Source organism: Streptomyces beigongshangae (assembly GCF_019710745.1).
GTDB lineage: Bacteria > Actinomycetota > Actinomycetes > Streptomycetales > Streptomycetaceae > Streptomyces > Streptomyces beigongshangae.
This window is the reverse complement of the sequence record NZ_JAHKJW010000014.1, coordinates 153638-172463: the sequence shown is the minus strand read 5'-3', so window position 1 is coordinate 172463 and position 18826 is coordinate 153638. Positions and strand designations below refer to the sequence as shown.

General features: G+C 73.1%; 13 protein-coding genes. 9 read left to right on the top strand and 4 right to left on the bottom strand.

Features of this window, described 5'->3' with window-relative positions; translation table 11 throughout:
* Window positions 1-119 precede the first annotated feature (119 nt).
* From glnII to KM933_RS13875, 6 genes are all read left to right on the top strand, one after another.
* Window positions 120-1148: a glutamine synthetase gene (gene glnII, locus KM933_RS13900; RefSeq protein ID WP_221351847.1), complete on the top strand. Its 1029-nt coding sequence runs from the start codon at window positions 120-122 to the stop codon at window positions 1146-1148.
* A 344-nt stretch (window positions 1149-1492) separates the two neighbouring features.
* Complete coding sequence (locus KM933_RS13895; protein WP_221351845.1) at window positions 1493-2113, top strand: winged helix-turn-helix domain-containing protein; 621 nt, start codon at window positions 1493-1495, stop codon at window positions 2111-2113.
* 90 nt (window positions 2114-2203) lie between these two features.
* The gene (locus tag KM933_RS13890) at window positions 2204-3196 is read left to right on the top strand and encodes an SDR family oxidoreductase (protein ID WP_221351843.1); all 993 of its coding nucleotides are present in this window, start codon (window positions 2204-2206) and stop codon (window positions 3194-3196) included.
* 111 nt (window positions 3197-3307) lie between these two features.
* Window positions 3308-4600: a sensor histidine kinase gene (locus KM933_RS13885; RefSeq protein WP_221351841.1), complete on the top strand. Its 1293-nt coding sequence runs from the start codon at window positions 3308-3310 to the stop codon at window positions 4598-4600.
* The gene (locus tag KM933_RS13880; RefSeq protein WP_221351839.1) at window positions 4585-5238 is read left to right on the top strand and encodes a LuxR C-terminal-related transcriptional regulator; all 654 of its coding nucleotides are present in this window, start codon (window positions 4585-4587) and stop codon (window positions 5236-5238) included. Before KM933_RS13885 ends, KM933_RS13880 begins: the two co-directional genes overlap by 16 nt.
* A gap of 225 nt (window positions 5239-5463) precedes the next feature.
* On the top strand, window positions 5464-7008 hold the full coding sequence (locus tag KM933_RS13875; protein WP_221351838.1) for a DUF1996 domain-containing protein: 1545 nt from the start codon (window positions 5464-5466) through the stop codon (window positions 7006-7008).
* Between the two features lie 127 nt (window positions 7009-7135).
* On the opposite strand, the gene KM933_RS13870 is transcribed toward KM933_RS13875, so the two are convergent.
* On the bottom strand, window positions 7136-7591 hold the full coding sequence (locus KM933_RS13870; protein WP_221351836.1) for a hypothetical protein: 456 nt from the start codon (window positions 7589-7591) through the stop codon (window positions 7136-7138).
* A gap of 320 nt (window positions 7592-7911) precedes the next feature.
* Between KM933_RS13870 and KM933_RS13865 the strand changes: the two genes are divergently transcribed.
* From KM933_RS13865 to KM933_RS13855, 3 genes are all read left to right on the top strand, one after another.
* Window positions 7912-8505, top strand: coding sequence for a tetratricopeptide repeat protein (locus tag KM933_RS13865; protein WP_221351834.1), 594 nt, complete (start codon window positions 7912-7914; stop codon window positions 8503-8505).
* A 48-nt stretch (window positions 8506-8553) separates the two neighbouring features.
* Complete coding sequence (locus tag KM933_RS13860; RefSeq protein ID WP_221351832.1) at window positions 8554-10518, top strand: SigE family RNA polymerase sigma factor; 1965 nt, start codon at window positions 8554-8556, stop codon at window positions 10516-10518.
* A gap of 64 nt (window positions 10519-10582) precedes the next feature.
* Window positions 10583-11284 carry a TetR/AcrR family transcriptional regulator gene (locus tag KM933_RS13855; RefSeq protein WP_221351830.1) on the top strand — a complete coding sequence of 234 codons (702 nt, stop codon included), beginning with the start codon at window positions 10583-10585 and terminating at the stop codon, window positions 11282-11284.
* 29 nt (window positions 11285-11313) lie between these two features.
* On the opposite strand, the gene KM933_RS13850 is transcribed toward KM933_RS13855, so the two are convergent.
* The 3 genes from KM933_RS13850 to pulA all read right to left on the bottom strand — a co-directional run bounded on the left by KM933_RS13850 (window position 11314) and on the right by pulA (window position 18803).
* Window positions 11314-11670, bottom strand: a complete 357-nt coding sequence (locus tag KM933_RS13850) for a 5-carboxymethyl-2-hydroxymuconate Delta-isomerase (RefSeq protein ID WP_221351828.1) — start codon at window positions 11668-11670, stop codon at window positions 11314-11316.
* 72 nt (window positions 11671-11742) lie between these two features.
* Window positions 11743-13368 (bottom strand): fused response regulator/phosphatase, encoded by a 1626-nt coding sequence (locus tag KM933_RS13845; RefSeq protein WP_221351826.1) that lies wholly within the window; start codon window positions 13366-13368, stop codon window positions 11743-11745.
* 68 nt (window positions 13369-13436) lie between these two features.
* Window positions 13437-18803, bottom strand: a complete 5367-nt coding sequence (pulA, locus tag KM933_RS13840) for a pullulanase-type alpha-1,6-glucosidase (RefSeq protein WP_221351824.1) — start codon at window positions 18801-18803, stop codon at window positions 13437-13439.
* Between the last annotated feature and the right edge of the window lie 23 nt (window positions 18804-18826).

The following is an 18826-nucleotide window of genomic DNA, read 5'->3' as shown; positions in this document are numbered from 1 at the left end:
CGGGCAACGGCCGGGAAACCGCCCGTTGACAGGCTTCGGGCATCCTCCGCGGCGCCCCGGTGCCGCAGCGCCGCGGCACCCGCACCGCGCTCAGAGACCCACCCCGAAGGATGTGGCCCGTGACCTTCAAGGCTGAGTACATCTGGATCGACGGCACCGAGCCGACGGCCAAGCTCCGTTCGAAGACCAAGATCCTCGCCGATGACGCGAAGGGCGCGGAGCTGCCGGTATGGGGCTTCGACGGGTCCTCCACGAACCAGGCCGAGGGCCACGCCTCGGACCGCGTGCTCAAGCCGGTCGCCACCTTCCCCGACCCGATCCGCGGCGGTGACGACGTCCTCGTCCTGTGCGAGGTCCTGAACATCGACATGACACCGCACGAGTCCAACACCCGTGCCGCGCTCAGGGAGGTCGCCGAGAGGTTCGGCGCGCAGGAGCCGGTCTTCGGCATCGAGCAGGAGTACACCTTCTTCGACGGCGAGCGCCCGCTCGGCTTCCCGGTGGGCGGCTTCCCGGCCCCGCAGGGCGGCTACTACTGCGGCGTCGGCGCCGACGAGATCTTCGGCCGCAGGGTCGTCGAGGCCCACCTGGACAACTGCCTCAGGGCCGGTCTCGCCATCTCCGGCATCAACGCCGAGGTCATGCCCGGCCAGTGGGAGTTCCAGGTCGGCCCCGTCCCCCCGCTGGAGGTCTCCGACCACCTGTGGGTGGCCCGCTGGCTGCTCTACCGCACCGCCGAGGACTTCGACGTCTCCGCGACGCTGGACCCCAAGCCCGTGAAGGGCGACTGGAACGGCGCCGGCGCGCACACCAACTTCTCCACGAGGGCGATGCGCGAGGGGTACGACGCGATCATCACCGCGTGCGAGTCGCTGGGCGAGGGCTCGAAGCCGCTCGACCACGTCAAGAACTACGGCGCGGGCATCGACGACCGGCTGACGGGACTGCACGAGACCGCGCCGTGGAACGAGTACTCGTACGGGGTGTCCGACCGCGGTGCCTCGGTCCGCATCCCGTGGCAGGTCGAGAAGGACGGCAAGGGGTACATCGAGGACCGGCGGCCCAACGCCAACGTCGACCCCTACGTGGTGACGCGGCTGATCGTGGACACGTGCTGTTCCGCCCTGGAGAAGGCCGGGCAGGTCTGAGAGCGCTGTTGCCGGAAGGGCGTCGGGGACGTGCGCGGCCCGGTGGGGTCCGATCGCGCGGTTCCCCGCGCCCCCGGAGGGGCCGCGGTGTCCGCAGCGTGAGAGGAGGCTGCTCTCAGCGGCCCCGGTCTGCTTCAATGGGGGCATGGCCAGCCTCCGGAAGCGCGTCGTCACGGGTCGTCACGACCTGGAGCCCTTCTGGCCTTCCCGTCAGCACCACGACTTCGACCGGGTGTGTTGTCGCGCGACGAACGCGCCGGCCCTCTAAAGCCGTACCACGGCCTTCGGCCCGCGCGCACGTGTACGTCCTCCGACGGCCTCTCGCGCGAAAAGAGCTGACCCCCATGGCGAACACCCGCCCCTTCTCCTCCGTGGCCACCGCCTCCTCCCCCGCCCCGTCCACCGGTCCGGCCCGCCACCGGCTGCGCGCCGTCGACCGGGACGAGGTGGTCGACGTCGCCGGCCTCCTCCCGCCGGGCGCCACCTGGCTGCCCGCTCCCCCGCACACCCTGCCCGCGCTGCCGGGCCGGCCGCCGATGATCGGGTACCTGGTCCTCGTGCCGGCCGACCAGCCGTCCCTGCTGCCGCTCCTCCCCGTACCGGAGACGGACCCGGCGGAGTCCGGACCGGCCGGCGCGGAAGACGAGTCCGGCGCGTCCGGCGAATCCGGCGATCACCCCGTGCGGATCGACCCGGTCCGGCGGACCGCCTCGGTCGACGGGCGGCCGCTCGACCTCACGTACCTGGAGTTCGAGCTGCTCTCGCACCTGGTGGCGCACCCCCACCGGGTGCACACCCGCGACCAGTTGGTCACCACCGTGTGGGGCTACGGGCACGTGGGCGACGGGCGGACCGTGGACGTCCACGTCGCCCGGCTGCGCCGCAAGCTCGGCGCCGAGCACCGGAACACCATCCGCACGGTGCGCCGCGTCGGCTACACGTACGCGCCGCCGACGGGAGGCTGACCCGCGGCGGCCCGCCCGTGACTCGCCGGCGACTCGCCTGTGGGCAGAACTCCGTTCCGCCGCACGGCCGGCCGGGGCAGAGTCTCCGCCATGAGGCTTCTGACGCTGGGCGGTACGGAGTTCGTGGGGCGCGCGGTCGTGGAGGCGGCGCTCGGCCGCGGCTGGGAGGTGACCGTCTTCCACCGCGGCCGGCACGCCCCGCCCCCGGGAGTGCGCGTCCTGCACGGCGACCGCACCGCGCCCGGCGGGCTCGCGGCCCTCGCGCGGGGCGGGTGGGACGTGGTGGTCGACACCTGGTCGGCCGCCCCCGGCGCGGTGCGGGACACCGCGCGGCTGCTTCGGGACCGCGTCGGGCGGTACGTGTACGTGTCGAGCTGCTCCGTGTACGCGTGGCCCCAGCCGGCCGGCTACGACGAGAGCAGCCCGCTGGTGGCGGACGCCTCCCCCGGCGCCGCGCAGAGCGACTACGCGCGCGACAAGCGCGGCGGCGAGCTGGCCGTGCTGGACGCCTTCGGCGGGAACCGGTCACTGCTGGCGCGGGCCGGACTGATCCTCGGCCCGTACGAGAACATCGGACGCCTGCCGTGGTGGCTGGGCCGTACGGCCCGCGGCGGCCCCGTGCTCGCGCCGGGCCCGCGGGAACTGCCGCTCCAGTACATCGACGTGCGCGACCTCGCCGAGTGGGTCCTCGGGGCCGCGCGGGACGGGGCGAGCGGGGCGTACAACCTGATCGGTCCCCCGGGGCACGCCACCATGGGGACGCTGCTCGACGCGTGCGCACGGGTCACGGGCGGCCGGGCCGAACTGCGGTGGACCGCTCCCGGGGCGATCCTGGCGGCCGGCATCGAGCCCTGGCTCCAGCTCCCCGTGTGGGTGCCGCCGGACTCCGAGCTGCACCACACGCTGCACGGGGCCGACGTGTCGAAGGCGCTGCGGGACGGCCTGCGGTGCCGTCCCGTCTCCGAGACGGTGGCCGACACCTGGAACTGGCTCCAGGACATCGGCGGCAGCGCGCCGCAGCGCCCCGACCGCCCCGTCCCCGGACTCGACCCCGCCCTGGAGGAGAAGGTCCTGCGCGGCTGAGCGAAGGGCCCGCGCGGCCGGACCCACCCGGTGGGGGGTGGTGCCGGCACCACCCCCCACCGGGTGGGTCGGCCCCCTGACTACGGCGGCCGACTGGGCGAGACTGGGACCATGAACAGCAACGGGGACAGCGGGCACGGCAGGACGGGCGGCAGACTGCGCAACGCGGTACGCGTCGGGGCGCAGGCCCTCTTCCTGACCGTCGTGTCGCTGGCCGGGTCGGTCCTCCTCTTCGTGCTGTCCGTCGTGTCCCTCGTCCTCGTGCCCCTGGGCATAGGCATCGTCACGACACCGTGGGTGCTGGCTGCCGTACGCGGCTTCGCGGACCGGCGGCGTCTGTGGGCCGCGCAGTGGGGCGGGGTGCGGATCCCGTCCTCGTACCGGCCGGTCCCGGAGGGCGCCAACCCGTGGAAGCGGTGCCTCCACCTGCTCGGCGACCCGGCGGTCCGGCGCGATCTGCTGTGGCTCCCCGTCGACATGACGGCCGGCTTCTTCATCGCGCTGCTGTCGGCCGCGCTGCTCGTCTACCCCCTCGAAGGGCTCGCCCTCGCCGCCGGTCTGTGGCGGGCCTTCACCGACGGTACGAGCATCGGGTGGTGGTACGGCTTCGTGCCGATCGAAGGGCAGCTCAGCGCCCTCGGCGCGGGCGCCCTGGGCACGGTCCTGCTCATCGGCGGCGTCTACGCCTCCCCCGTTCTCCTGCGCGCCCACTTCCTGCTGGTCCGGTCCGTCCTCTCGTCCGGCCAGGGCGAACTCGCCGAGCGGGTCCGCGTCCTGACCGCGACACGGCGTGACGCGGTCGACACCTCGGCGGCCGAACTGCGCCGGATCGAGCGGGACCTGCACGACGGCGCCCAGGCCCGGCTGGTCGCGATGGGCATGGACCTCGGCACCATCGAGGCCCTGGTGGAGAAGGACCCGGCGAAGGCCAGGGAGCTGATCGCGCAGGCCCGCAGGTCCTCCGCCGAGGCGCTGACCGAGCTGCGCGACCTGGTGCGCGGCATCCATCCCCCGGTGCTGGCGGAGCGCGGACTCGCGGACGCCGTACGGGCGCTGGCCCTGCGGATGCCGCTCCCCGTCGAGTTCGACGTGACGCTGACCGGCCGGCTCGGGGCGCCGCTGGAGTCCGCGGCCTACTTCGCCGTCAGCGAGGTCCTCACCAACGCGGTGAAGCACTCGGGTGCCGGGCGCGTCTGGATCGACCTGCACCACACCGCGGAGCCCGGCGGCGTGCTGCGGATCGCCGTCATCGACGACGGCTGCGGAGGCGCCGTCGTCGGCGCGGGGACGGGACTCTCAGGCGTCGCACGGAGACTCGGTACATTCGACGGCGTCCTGGCCGTCGACAGCCCCGTGGGCGGCCCCACCATGGTGACCATGGAGATTCCTTGCGAGTTGTTCTAGCCGAAGACCTGTTCCTGCTGCGTGACGGCCTGGTCCGGATGCTGGAGGCGTTCGGCTTCGAGATAGCCGCCGCCGTCGAGACCGGTCCCGAACTGACCCGGGCGCTGGCCGAGGAGGCGCCGGACGTCGCCGTGGTGGACGTACGCCTGCCGCCCTCGCACACCGACGAGGGGCTGCAGTGCGCGCTGGAGGCCCGCCGGGCCAGGCCCGGGCTGCCGGTGCTCGTGCTGTCGCAGCACGTCGAGCAGTTGTACGCGCGGGAGCTGCTCGCCGACGGGGTCGGCGGAATCGGATATCTGCTCAAGGACCGGGTGTTCGACGCCGAGCAGTTCATCGACGCGGTGCGCCGGGTGGCGGCGGGCGGCACGGTGATGGATCCGCAGGTCATCCAGCAGTTGCTGTCGCGACGGCAGGCCGACGACCGGCCACTGGGCCGGCTGACCCCCCGCGAACTGGAGGTTTTGGAACTGATGGCGCAGGGCAGATCGAATGCGGCGATCGCGGGCCAGCTCGTGGTCACGGAGCGGGCGATCGCCAAGCACACGTCCAACATCTTCGCGAAGCTCACCCTGGACGTCTCGGACGACGACAACCGTCGCGTCCTGGCCGTTCTCGCCTATTTGGACCACGGCCGCTGAAAGGCCCCGAAAGCACTCCGCCCCCGCCGACCGCAATTCGACAACCACATCTCTACTGCCGTTGTTCTAGGGGCTTCTGATCCCCTTGCGCCGGGATTGCGCCATGGAACTCCTGTTAATTTCCGGGGCTTCTGAACGCCCCGGGAACCTCCTCCGTACTGAACGGAGCCGCTTCACCTCCTGTCGGGCGCCTCGATGCCCCCGCAAGGAAGCCAGAGGAGTTCCATGGGACGCACGAACCGAAAACGCCGCTCCACGCTCGCCAACCGGGCGATAGCCGCATCGGCGGCTCTCGCGCTGGGTGGCGGCGGTCTGCTGGCGGCCAACATCTACGCTTCTGCGGGCGAGGGCAAGACCTCGACGCGGAACGCGCAGACGACGGCCGCCTCGGTGGCCACGATCAAATGCCCGGACGTCGGCCAGAAGCTGACCTCCGTGCCCAGGCGCGCACGCGCCGGTGTCGACAGGGAGCTGGCCACGCTGGACCAGCAGGTCACGGAGGCGTACAAGCGCCTCGCGGAGACCCGCCGGGCCCAGGCGGGAGACCCTTCTTACGTCAACAACGCCATCCTCGGTCCGCTGAAGTCCAAGCGCGTGGCCACGATCGAGCGCATCAGCATCAACATCAAGCGGGCGGGCGGCAAGGGTCCGAAGCGTCCCGGCAATCTCGCCGGATGCCAGGGCGTGCCGGCCAACCCGCCCGCCGGAGGGGGCCAGGGCAACAACGGCGGCCAAGGCGGGAACAACGGCGGCCAGGGCAACAACGGCGGGAACAACGGCGGCCAGGGCGGCAACGGCGGCCAGGGCGGCGACGGAGGCAACGGCGGCCAGGCCCAGAACGGGCCCGTGGCAGCCGACTTCCAGGACATCACCACCGTCCAGCCGAACGGCGGCGCCAAGGGCGTGGGGGCCAACGGGCTCCCGGCGAACGGCGACACCGGTTCCACCGGCACCTTCACCACGAGCTGCGGCACCAACGAGAACGAGAACCGCAACTCGGACAACGTGATCGTCGCCCCGGGCGTCAGCAACGGCGCGCAGCACCAGCACGACTACGTCGGCAACCAGGACAACGACGCGTTCGCGAGCGACGAGGCCCTGGCGGCGGCGGACACCACCTGCGAGAACCAGGGTGACAAGTCGTCGTACTTCTGGCCGGTGCTGCGCGTGCAGGACGGCTCGGACGACATCGACGCGAACGCCGCCGGTGGCGGCCAGGACGGCAACGTCGGCAAGATCCTCCAGGTCAGCGAGGCCCAGCTGAAGTTCGTCGGCAACAAGACGAGCGATGTCGTCGCGATGCCGACCGCCCTGCGCATCATCACCGGTGACGCCAAGTCCTTCGTGAACGGCCTCAACAACGCCAACACGAACTGGAGCTGCACCGGCTTCGAGGACCGCCAGCTGACGGACAAGTACCCGATCTGCCCCGAGGGCAGCTCCGTGGTGCGGACGGCCAACTTCCAGAGCTGCTGGGACGGCCAGAACATCGACAGCGCCAACCACCGCACGCACGTGGCGTTCGTCCAGGCGGACGGCACCTGCGCCAACGGCTTCCAGGCCATCCCGCAGCTCCAGGTCCGCCTGGTCTACGACGTCGACGCCCCGCAGATCCAGAACGGGCAGGTCCGGAACGCCTTCGCGGTGGACTCCTTCCCGGACCAGCTGCACAAGCCGATCACCGACCACAACGACTTCATCAACTTCTTCGACGAGAACACGATGAACGAGATGGTGGACTGCATCAACAGCGGTCAGGACTGCCAGTAGTAGCCAGTAGTACCGGTAAGGCACAAGAAGCCGGCGGTGGGAATTCCCACCGCCGGTTTCCGTTTCCCCGGTTCCGTTCTCTCTGTTCCGTCCCCCGGTCCCGCCCTCTCGGTTCCGTTCTCCCGGGTCAGCCGTCGTGGCCGCCGCCCCCGCCGTGCGTGCCGTTGTTGTGGCTGCCGCCGGGGTTCATGTGCTCGGAGCCCTCCTCCATGGTCCCGCCGAGCCGGCCGCGCAGCGCCGTGACCGTCTTCTTCTCACCGACGGCCACCCACTTGCGGCCGACGAGGTAGTAGCCGCCGTAGTCCTTCGCCCCGGTCAGCCACTCGGCCTGGCCCCGGTCGGTGGCGAACGTCGCGAGGACGTACCTGCCGCCGGAGCTCTTGCAGATGGCCTGGCGGATCGTGTCCGCGTCCGTCTGCATGTCCGGGTCGCAGCCCGCCTCGCTCGCGATGTGCTCCAGGCTCCCGGTCGCGGTCTCGGGGACCTTCTCCCCCTCGTCCCCGGAGCCGCAGCCGGTCACCGCCAGGAGTGCCACGGCAGCCCCGGCCGTGGCGGCCGCGAGCCTCTTGCGCGTCCAACTCATTACGTTCGTACCTCCGGGTCCGTTCCGGCGACGTGCCTCGCCGGCTCCGTGCGTACCGACCGGCACCGAAGGCCGCCCTCCCGGGACGGCCGGGTCCCGGCCCGCGCCGCTGGAAGCCCCCGCGGGGGCCCCGGTGTTCGATACGGCTCCCGCGCGCTCCGCGCTCAACGGAAGACGGCACGGGTGACAGCACGGGTGTCAGCACGGATGACGGGTTCCGTCATACAGGCACCACCGGACGCACCACAGTGACCCGCGCCACATCCGGGCCGCCGGTGCGGGCGGACCGCCGACGGGCGCCCCTGTGCGAGGGTGTGCCCGTGACGACAGACGGCGGGGCGACGGACAGCAGGACGACGGACGAGGGCACAGCCGACTGGGAGGAGCGCGTGGCGGCCGCGTGGGCCGGCTTCGAGGCCCACCCGCAGGCGGACCCGACGGACGCGACGGATCCAACCAACCCGACGGAAGCGGCGCGGTTTCGCGCGCGGATCGACGCGCTGGTGGCGGAGTTGCCGGACGGCAGCCCGGTCGGCCCCTTCGAACGGGCCTGCGCCTGGGACTCGACGGGCCACCCCGACCGGGCCGTGCCGCAGTACCAGGAGGCCCTGGCGCTCGGCCTCGACGGCTACCGGGGCAGGCGCGCGAAGATCCAGCTGTCCAGCTCGCTGCGCAACCTCGGGCAGCCCGCCGAGGGCGTCAGGCTCCTGTCGCCCGAACTCGTGAGCGCTTCCGACGAGTTGGACGACGCCGTACGGGCGACCCTCGCGCTGTGCCTGGCGGACCTGGGCCGCGAGCGGGAGGGGCTCTCGCTCGCCCTGGGCGCCCTCGCCCCCCATCTGCCGCGCTACCGGCGCTCCATGGCGAACTACGCGCGTCTGCTGGTGGAACCGGAGGCACAGCCCCCGGCGTGATCGCGGCAGGCCAGGTGACCATCGGCCGATTCGCTCGTTCTGCTGAACGTGCAGTCACAGGATGTCGCCCCGCGCCCCCGTCCCGCATCAGCCGCCGTCCCCGGACCGGCGGTCGGCGTCGCGCAGGCCGAGGCCGCGCTCGTCGAGCACTACCCGCGGCTCGTCCGGCTCGCCTACCTGGTGCTGCCGTCACGCCTCGGCCGCAGCCGCCGGGTCCTCACCGCCCACGCGCTCGTCCAGCGCGGCCTGCCCCGCGGCCGGACCTCCGGCGGCGCCCCCGTCCTCCCGGCCCGGCAGCGGGCCGGCGGGGACCGCGACGGTGATCCCGGCTACGCGTACCTGCGGGTACGCGTCCTGCGGCTGGCGCTGACGGCCGCCCGCCCGCTGACCTTCCGGTCCTGGCCCACCCGGACGCAGCTGCCGCCGCTCCTCCCCCGGGTGTGGGGCCTGCGGCTCTTCCCTCGCTCGGGAGGCGCCGACGAGCTCGCCCTGGACCAGCGGCTCTCGGCCCTGTCCGCCCCGGCCCGCGCCGTCCACGTCCTGCGCGCCCTGGAAGGGCTGGCCGACGCGGACGTACGCGAGGTGCTGGCCGCGGCCGGCGCCGAGGACCCGGACGACGCCCTCGCCGAGGCGGCCGACGAACCCGGCGGGGAGTACGCGCTGCTGGCCTCCCCCGAGTTCGACCCGTGCTCCCTCCAGGCCCGGCCCACCGATCTGATGCGCCGCCGCCAGCACACCAGGGCGGCGCTCGCGGCGGTCGCCGCGGTGGCGGTGTGCGGGGCGCTCCTCGGGACGCCCGGTGACGGCTGGGGCCCCGACGGCGCGGCCGCGCCCCCGTACGCGCGCAACCCCGCGGCGCAGGCCGCCCTGGAGCCCGGCCGGCTGACGCTGGTCCCGGCGGGGGCGTGGGAGTCGTCGGCGCGCACCGACTTCTCCGTGTGGCCCGCGCGGGGCGGACTCACCGGCGACAAGGCCCTGCTGCGCCGCGCGCTCGCCGTCTGGGCGCGGCCCGGCGAGACCGTGCAGGTCTCGGCCACCCCGGGCACCGCGGCGGGCGCCCCGCCGGGACCGCCCCAGCTGCTGTACGCGGGCGAGGTCGACCGGAGCCGGGTCGTGCTGCTCTTCGACGGACTGCGCATCGCGCGCTACGCCGAGCCGGAGGACGGCACCCGGGGCGCGGCCCTCGACTTCGCGCGGGTCGACGGTGCCACGGGGGCCGAGGCGAGCGCGGTGGTCCTGGGCCGCGCCGACGGCAACGTCCGCTATCTGACGGCCCCCTGGGTGCGTACCGCCGCCGTGCGCGACCTGCTGAAGCCCGCCGCCGGGTCGGCCGCCCCGGACGGGAGCGCCGGCAGGACCCGGCTGGCGCGCTCGGCGGAGGGGGTGACCGCGCCGTTCGCGAGCCCCGCCCTGCAGACGGCCGGGTGCCGTTCCTGGAACGTGCTGGAGCTGACGGACCGCACGGGCACCCGGCTGCTGACCGACCTCGGGGAGCTGACGCCCGCCAGGCTCACCTCGGGGCGTCCCGGACGGGCGCGCGACGCCTCGGCGGCGGCCTGGTCGCCGCTCGCCTGCTCCCTCGCGGCCGTCCGCGGCCAGGGGGTGCGCTCGGTGAACTCCTGGCCGTACGCCCGCCAGCCGCTCCCCGGCGCGAGCGGCACCGCGCAGTGGCTGTGCACCCGGGCGGACACCTGGCGCGGCGGCGGCCCGCTGGTGCTCGCCCAGTTCCACGCGCCGGGACAGCCGTACGGCGCGGTCGCGGCGAAGGCGGAGAACGCGTCCGCCTGCGGCGCGAAGGACCCCCACGTCCTGGCGGGCGTGCTGTGGAAGTCCGCCGGGGGCCACTGGTACCTCCTCGCGGCCGGCGGCGAGGACACGGCGTCGATCCGGGCGACCGGCGCCGTCATCGGGTCGGCCCGCGGGAACCTCCTCGCCGTGCGGACCGAGCAGGGCGCGCGGGCCGGCCTGGAGGGGACCCTGGCCGGCGGACGGGAGATCACCGGCCTCGGCTGAACGGCCCGGCGGTCCGCCCGCGTTCGGGGCCTGTTCCGATCGGGCCGCTCGGTAGGGTGTTCGTATGACTACCGGCGTACGGCGCAGGATGGCTGTCGAGGAACGGCGGCAGCAGCTGATCGGTGTCGCCCTCGACCTGTTCAGCCGGCGCTCGCCGGACGACGTGTCGATCGACGAGATAGCCTCCGCCGCGGGCATCTCGCGCCCGCTGGTCTACCACTACTTCCCCGGCAAACTCAGCCTGTACGAGGCCGCGTTGAAGCGTGCCTCCGACGACCTGGCGGAACGTTTCGTGGAGCCGCGGGAAGGCCCGCTCGGCGCGCGGCTGCTGCGCGTGATGCGCCGCTTCTTCGACTTCGTCGACGAGCACGGGCCCGGTTTCTCGGCCCTGATGCGCGGGGGCCCGGCGGTCGGCTCCACCACCACGAACGCCCTGGTCGACGGGGTGCGCCAGGCCGCGTACGCGCAGATCGTGTCCCATCTGCGCGTCGAACGGCCGCCCGCCCGGCTCGAACTGGTCGTCCGCTCGTGGATCGCCCTGGCCGAGGCGACCGCCCTGCTCTGGCTGGACGGCCGCCGCATCCCGCGCGGCGAGCTGGAGGTCCAGCTGGTCCACGACTTCGCGGCCCTCGCCGCGGTGAGCGCGGCGTCCGACCCGGAGGTGGCCGCGCTCCTGCGCCGGGCCCTGTCGGACGAGCCCCCGGCGGACAGCCCGTTCATCACTTTGGTCAACCGCCTGGTCGACCTGGCGTCCGAGCCCCTTTAGGGGCGCGGGGAACCGCGCGCCGACGGACTTCAGTCCACGAACTTCTGGTACGACGCCTCCAGGTCGCGCACCTCCGCGGACGCGTGCAGCACGAGTCCGTCCACCGGCTTCACATGCGCCCGCACCAGCTCCAGCGCCCGCGAGGTCAGCGCGGACTTCACCTCGTCGGTCCGTCCCGGCAGCAGCGCCAGCGCGACGTGCACCAGCGCGTGCCCCGTCCCCCGCGCCCCGACGACCACGTCGTCGACGGCCCGGAACCGCGACTTGCACGCCTCGCTCTTCGCCGCGGCCGTCTCCACCACCACGGCGTGCAGCGCGACGGCGAACCCCTGCCGGTCGAAGGCTTCGGCGAGCGGTGCGGAGTAGTCGACGGTGATCTGCGGCATGGGGACTCCCGTTCTAGGCGACGGAACTCACCCTAGCCCCGGCGATCGCCCGACCTCGGCGGCCGGCCGGTCTCAGTCCTCGCCCAGTCGCAGCGCGAGCAGCGCGATGTCGTCCTCCCGGTCGTGCCCGAAGCAGTCCAGCAGGGTGTCGCAGAGGGCGTCGAGCCCGGGCAGCGCGCCCGCGGAGGCCGCGCGCAGGTGCTCCATCGAGACCGCGAGGTCCGTGCCCCGCGTCTCGATCAGACCGTCGGTGACCATGAGGAGCCGGTCGCCCGCTTCGAGGAGCAGTTCGGTCGGCGGCGGGTGCGGCAGCCCCACGCCGAGCAGCGGTCCGGCCGCCTTGACGTAGTCGGCGCCGCCGTCCTCGCGGATGACGAGCGGCGGGATGTGGCCCGCGTTCGCGATGCGCGTACGCCCGGTGGCGGGGTCGATCAGGGCCAGGCAGACGGTCGCGGTGAGCGCGGGGTGGTAGTGCTGGAGCATCCGGTCGAGGCGCTCGGCGAGCACGGCGGGGTCGCTCTCGTCGACGCAGTAGGCGCGCAGCGCGTGCCGGATCTCGACCATGAGGGTGGCCGCGTCCAGCGAGTGCCCGACGACGTCGCCCACCGCGGCCAGCACGCCGTCGCGGGTGCGCAGCGCGGCGTAGAAGTCGCCCCCGATCTCGGTCTGCTGCGAGGCCGGCACGTAGCGGACCGCGACGTCCAGGCCCGGCAGTTCGGGCAGTTTGTGCGGCTGGGGCAGGAAGCTGTGCTGGAGGGTGAGGGCGACGTGCCGTTCGACCTGGTACATGAGCAGCGGTTCGGCGGCGAGCGCGGTGGCCTGGGCGAGCCGGGCGACCAGGGTCTCCTCCTCCGGGTTCGGCCTGCGCGTCCCGCGGGTGGGCGTGGCCAGGCACACGGATGCCTTGCCGTCCTGGGTGAGGATCAGTACCAGCCGGGCGTCGTGCTGCACGCCGGGCCGGAAGAACCCGGCGGGCCACAGCGGCGCGGGCACCGTGGTGATCTGCACGCCCGACTGCCCGCGGGTGAGCCGGCGCAGCAGGCCGGCCACGGTCCGGTGGGCGCCCTCGTCGGGCAGGGCCAGCGAGGTGCGGTGCCGGGAGGTGCCGCGGTACAGCTCGTCGTCCGGGCCGAGGAAGAAGACGGCGGCGGGTCCGCCGGTGAGCCGCGCGGTGCCGTTGGCGGCGGCGTCGGCGAGCTCGGGCAGGGAGCGCGCCGCCTGGATGGTGACGATCGTCTCCGACAGCAGCGTCAGCCGCCGGGCCAGCGCCTGGTCCTCGGCCCGCAGCCGCGCGGCGCGCACCGCGGCCCGGACCACCGCCTCGATCTCCTCGGGCTCGGCGGGGATCGTCAGGTACGCCTCCCCGCCCGCGTCCAGCCCCCGGCAGCGGTCGCCCGGGGCCACGGCGGAGGCGGAGAAGTGCACGACGGGCAGGTTGGCCATGTGCGGCCGGGCCTTGATCCGGCGGCAGAGCTCGAAGCCGCTCATGTCCGGCAGGTCCACGTCGACCAGGGCCATGTCGGGCATGGTCCCCCTGCGCAGCCGTGCGTCGAGTTCGACGAGCGCCTCCTGGCCGGTGGCGGCCGGGACGACCTGGTGACCGGCGCGGCGCAGCAGGGCGCCCATGGCGTACCGGCCGGCCGCCGCGTCGTCCACGAGCAGCACGGTGGCGTCTGTCCGCTTGCCGTTGACGTCCATCTGCCGCCCTGGAAGACGCTGGTGGGGCGGTCCGGGATCCCGGACCGCCCCACCAAGGTAGTGCCCTGTCAGGGGGTACGGGAGAATACGGCCACGGTCCGCCCGGGAACGGCGAAGGTACCCGATTCCGTCTCGTACGCGGCGGACCTGACGGTGGTGTCCGCGCCGTTCGCCTGCACGGGGTGCAGTGCGTAGGACGTCCCCGCCAGCTCCGGCACCCGCTGCTCCCGCGTCCCGGGCGTGGCGTTGAGGACGACGACGAGGTCGCCGAGCTCCATCGTGATCACCCCGGGTGTCTCGTCCTCGCCGGACAGCGGGAACGACAGCTCCGTCTGCACTTCCTCCGCGGTGCCGAGCCCGAAGACGCTCTCGGTGCCGCGGATCCGCAGCAGGTCCCGGTACGCGGCGGAGGCGCCCTCGATCTGCGCGCAGCCCACGGCGACGGACGTCAGCAGGGGTTTGGCGTACGGCCACTTGGGTTCGTTGTCCGCGGCCGGCGGCAGCCCGCGTCCGAAGCCGTTGCCGTCCCGGCAGTCCCAGTGGACGGCGTTGAACCAGTCGCCGCTGTCGTAGGAGTTGCGGTCCAGGGACTTCGAGCGCAGCAGGTCGGTGCCCGCCTGGGAGAGCGCCGGGCCCTGCGACAGGGTGGCCGTGGCCATGGCGAGGACCTGCATCCGGGCCCGGTCGGCCGCCGGGGTGTCCTCGGGCAGCTTGAACGCCAGCGCGTCGAACAGTGATTCGTTGTCGTGCGCGTCCACGTACGCGAGGGCGTCACCGGGGGCGTCCGCGTATCCGGCGGGCGCCCCGTTGTAGTCGACCTCGGAGCCCTTGACCTCCTTGCCCGCGGTGTCGGTGAACGTGTATCCGGCGAGGTTGCCGGACAGCCCCACCTTGATCAGGTCCTGGTAGTGCAGCAGGCGGGCCTTCTGCTCGGCCGGGGTGCCGTTCCCGGCGGCGGGGTTGGGGTCGGTGTAGAGGCCGGAGGCGAAGCCCTGGACGCCCGGGTCCTCGTCGAACGGCCCGCCGCCGCGCACCGCGTCCCGGGCCCGGTCGGAGAAGGTGGCGATGCCGGTGCCGGCCATGTTCTCCTGGGTGGCCTGGACGAAGCGGGCGTCGTCCGCGACCTCGCCGAAGTTCCAGCCCTCGCCGTACAGGACGATCTTCCTGCCGTCGACGCCGTCCTCGGCGGGGGTGAGCGCGTCGAGGGCCTTCCTGACGGCCAGGATGTTGGCCTTCGGGTGGTGGCCCATCAGGTCGAAGCGGAACCCGTCGACCTTGTACTCCCTGGCCCAGGTGACGACCGAGTCGACGACCAGCTTGCCCATCATGGCGTTCTCGGGCGCCGTGTTCGCGCAGCAGGTGGAGGTGGCGACCGTGCCGTCGGCGAGGAGGCGCTGGTAGTAGCCGGGAACCAGCTTGTCGAGGACGCTCGTGGCGGCCTGGCCGCTCGCCGGGGTGTGGTTGTAGACCACGTCCATGACGACCCGCAGGCCGTCCTCGTTCAGCGACTTCACCATCTGCCGGAACTCGACCGTGCGGCGCGTCCCGTCGGGGTCACTGGCGTACGAGCCCTCGGGCACCGTGTAGTGGTACGGGTCGTAGCCCCAGTTGTACGCGTCCTTCGCGGCGCTCCTCGCCACGCACGCCTGCTGCTCGCCGGAGTCGGCGGCGTGGGAGGCGAGGTCGCAGTCGGGCGCCGTCTGCTCGGACCTGCGCTCCGGGATGGTGGCGATGTCGAAGGCGGGCAGCAGGTGGACGTACGAGGTCCCGGCCTCCGCCAGCCTCCCGAGGTGCCGGGAGCCGGCGCTGTCCTCGTCGGAGAAGGCGCGGTAGGTGCCCTTGTCCTCCGCCGGTACGGTCCGGTCGCCGACGGAGAAGTCGCGGATGTGCAGTTCCTGGATCTGCGCGTCCTTCAGGGGCACGGCCTCCGGCTTCTCGAACTTCGCCCAGCCGGCCGGGGCCAGGGACCGGTCGGCCAGGTCGACGACGAGGCTGCGTTCGGAGTTCGCGGTGAGGGCGACCGAGTAGGGGTCGGTGACCTTGTTGGTGACGACCTGGCGGACGCTGGGCGCCCACACCTTCACCACGTACCGGTAGGGCTTGTTCTTCCAGGACGCGGGTCCGGTGACCGACCAGACCCCGGTGGCGGAGTCCCGCTCCATGGGAACGGCCTTGCCGCCGATCTCCAGGGAGACCTCCTGCGCGGTCGGCGCCCAGACGGCCAGGGTGGGCCGGCCGCCGCGGAACGTCGGGCCGAGGCCGGCCTTCGTCGCGGCCTTGCCGTGGACGTCGTCGAGCACGCCCGCGAGCTGCACGCCCGTCGCCGCCAGCACGGCACCGCTGGCGGCCCGCTGCGAGGCGACCAGCTGGCCGCGCAGCGCCTCGCGCACCCGGTCGCGGTCGCGCGGGTCGACGGACCAGGCGGTGTACCGCGCGAGGTGCGGGAACGCGGCCTTCTGGGCGTCGGTGAGCGTGGCCTTCCGCAGGCGCAGCCACCGCTCGTCCTCGCTGGTGAGCGTTCCGCCCCCGGCCTTGATCGTCCCCTTGCGGGAGTACAGCAGCTGGGTGGACGCGGCGGTCTCGGCGCCGTTCCAGGCCACGGTGTCCCGGTCGATCCACACCGCCCTGGAGGTGGTCAGGTCGAGCGCGGCGGCGCTGCCCGCGGGCTGCGGCAGGAGGTGTTTCTCCTGGCCGCTCAGGAGCCACACCTCGTGGCCGTCCGCGACGAGGTCGAGCGACCGGTCGGTGGGGAGGTCCTTCTCGTCGCCCCTGTGGAGGATGTAGCTCAGGCTCGTCGCGCCTTCGGCGAGCGGCACCTCGTAGACGGCCCCGTACGCGTCGGTGCGCACCGGCTCCAGGGGCCTGGACCAGTCCGTCGGGTTCGCGGCGCCGGTCCAGGTGTGCAGGCCCCAGCCGTCGTACTTCCCGTCGGCGCGGTGGTGGTGCAGGACGGCCTTGGACTTGTCCGGGGCCGGGTAGTCGGCGGCCGGCTTCTCGGTGCGTACGGCCTCCTTGCCCTGCTCGACCCAGACTTCACCCGTTCTGGTGACGTCGATCGTGCGGTCGACGGAGACGTCCTTGGTGCCGTCCTCGTCGACGACGAGGAAGTTCACGTTCGAGGCGCCCGGCTTGAGCTTGACGTACGCGAAGGCGCCGTAGGCGTCGCGGCCCGTGAAGTCGTGGCCCGCCGGCCAGGGGGTCTCCTCGCCCTCGGCGAGGTCGCCCCAGGCGTGGAGCCGCCAGTCGGTGTAGTCCCCGTCCGCGCGCTTGTAGTGGACGATCGCGTGGTCGCGCGAGCCGGCGACCGGGACCTCCTCGGCGGGCGGGGTGCCGGTGGTGGAGGCGGCCGTCGCGCTCGCGGTGCGGCCGGCCGCGTCGACGACGACGGCCTTGTAGCGCAGGGCGGTCCCGGCGGGCACGTCCTCGCCGATGACCTGTGTGACCTTGTAGGGGGCGTGGTCGGCGGAGCCGAGCGTCCTCCACCCGCCGTTGCCGACCTGGGCGGCGAAGACGACCCGGTCGAGCTGTCCGCCGCCGGTACCGGCGGAGATCTCGACGGTGCCGGTGGCGCCCGCGGCGGGGGCCCTCAGGGTGACGGCCGGCTCGGCGGCGGGGGCGGGAAGCCTCCCCGCGGCCCTGAACACGACCGAGGAACCGGCCGGGACGGTCACGGTGACCTTCTTGTCGGAGCCGCTCCTCAGTGTGGTGTCGGTGCCGTACAGGCCGCGGAACGTCATGCCCGCCGAACCGGTGGCGAAGGTCGCGCTCCTCGCCCCGTCCGCGTTGTTCACGGCGACCACGTACTCGATCCCGGACTTCGGGTCGGTGCGGGAGAAGGCGTAGACGCCCGCGCCGTCGGCCGCGTACCGCTGCGTCTGCACGCCGTCCGCGAGAGCGGGGTGGGCCTTGCGGAGCTTCGCGAGGGCGCTGATCCGCCGGTGGAGCGGCGCGCCCGTGTCGTAGGCGTCCTCGGCGTGCGTGCGGTCGGTGCCCAGTTGGTCGTCGTCCAGGTAGTCGGCCGTCTTCGACGCGAACATGGTCTGGCGGGCGTCCTTGTCGCCGCCCGCGCCGGTGAAGCCCTGCTCGTCGCCGTAGTAGACGACCGGGTTGCCGCGGCTGAGGAACATCAGCTCGTTCGCCAGCCCGTCCTTCTTCACCAGCTCGGCGTCGGAGGCGTCCGGGTCGTCCTGCCGGAGGAAGGTCCCGAAGCGGCCCATGTCGTGGTTGCCGAGGAAGGTGACCTGCTCGTACGCGTTGGCCTTGTCCGTCGTGTACTTGTGGTCGTCGCCGAAGACCGCGGCCAGGCGCTGCGCGCTGCCGCCCTGGGAGACGTACGCCCGTGCCGCGTCCTGGAAGGGGAAGTCCAGCGTGGAGTCGAGGCGGCCCTCGGTGACGTACGGGGAGGTGACCGACGTGTCCGCCGAGTAGACCTCGCCGAACATGAAGAAGTCGTCACGGCCCCGCCGCGCCGCGTAGGCGTCGAGGGCGGTGGCCCACTGCGTCCAGAACTCCATGTCGACGTGCTTCACCGTGTCGATGCGGAACCCGTCGATGTCGAAGTCCCGCACCCAGCGCCGGTAGATCTCCGCCATGCCGGTGACGACCTCGGGACGCTCGGTCCACAGGTCGTCGAGGCCGGAGAAGTCCCCGTGGGTGGAGCTCTCACCGGCGAAGGTCGAGTCGCCGCGGTTGTGGTACATGGTCGGGTCGTTGAGCCAGGACGGCACCTTGGCGTTCTTCTTCGCGGCGGGCACGACGGGCGTGCGCGGGAAGGAGTCGCGGTCGACGGAGGGGAACGCGCGGTCGGCGTCGGCGTGGTCGGCGTCGGCAGTGTCGTCGAAGGGGGCGCCGTCCTTCGTCAGGTACGGGAAGGCGCCTTTGGAGAGGTACGAGTAGGACTTCTCCTCGTGGTCGACGACGTCGGCCGTGTGGTTGGTGATGACGTCGAAGAAGACCTTCATTCCCTTGCCGTGGGCCTTGTCGATCAGCCGCTCCAGGTCGGCGTTCGTCCCGAAGTGCGGGTCGACCTGGGTGAAGTCGGTGATCCAGTAGCCGTGGTAACCGGCGGAGGCGTCCTTGCCGGTGCCCTGCACGGGCTGGTTCTTGAAGATCGGCGCCAGCCAGATGGCGGTGGTGCCGAGGTCCTTGATGTAGTCGAGCCTCTTCGTCAGGCCCTTGAGGTCGCCGCCCTGGTAGAAGCCCTTGTCGGTGGGGTCGTGGCCCGTCTCCAGCCGGGAGCCGGTGAGTCCTCCCCTGTCGTTCGCCGTGTCGCCGTTGGCGAACCGGTCCGGCAGGACGAAGTAGAACTGCTCGCGCGTCAGGTCGTTGCGGGCGGGCGTCCCGGCCAGCGCCGCGTCCGACGGGGGCGCGGGCGGGGCCGCCGCCCGGGCGGCCAGGGGCTGCACGAGCGCTGCGGCGAGGGCGGCCACGGTCATGGCCGCGACCCGTCTGTGGGTCG

Excerpts from the sequence above, each read along its gene's own strand:
- KM933_RS13895 (WP_221351845.1), top strand. The coding sequence starts at position 1,493 with ATGGCGAACACCCGCCCCTTCTCCTCCGTGGCCACCGCCTCCTCCCCC.
- KM933_RS13890 (WP_221351843.1), top strand. The coding sequence starts at position 2,204 with ATGAGGCTTCTGACGCTGGGCGGTACGGAGTTCGTGGGGCGCGCGGTC.
- KM933_RS13885 (WP_221351841.1), top strand. The coding sequence starts at position 3,308 with ATGAACAGCAACGGGGACAGCGGGCACGGCAGGACGGGCGGCAGACTG.
- KM933_RS13875 (WP_221351838.1), top strand. The coding sequence starts at position 5,464 with ATGGGACGCACGAACCGAAAACGCCGCTCCACGCTCGCCAACCGGGCG.
- KM933_RS13870 (WP_221351836.1), bottom strand. The coding sequence starts at position 7,591 with ATGAGTTGGACGCGCAAGAGGCTCGCGGCCGCCACGGCCGGGGCTGCC.
- KM933_RS13855 (WP_221351830.1), top strand. The coding sequence starts at position 10,583 with ATGACTACCGGCGTACGGCGCAGGATGGCTGTCGAGGAACGGCGGCAG.
- KM933_RS13850 (WP_221351828.1), bottom strand. The coding sequence starts at position 11,670 with ATGCCGCAGATCACCGTCGACTACTCCGCACCGCTCGCCGAAGCCTTC.
- KM933_RS13845 (WP_221351826.1), bottom strand. The coding sequence starts at position 13,368 with ATGGACGTCAACGGCAAGCGGACAGACGCCACCGTGCTGCTCGTGGAC.
- pulA (WP_221351824.1), bottom strand. The coding sequence starts at position 18,803 with ATGACCGTGGCCGCCCTCGCCGCAGCGCTCGTGCAGCCCCTGGCCGCC.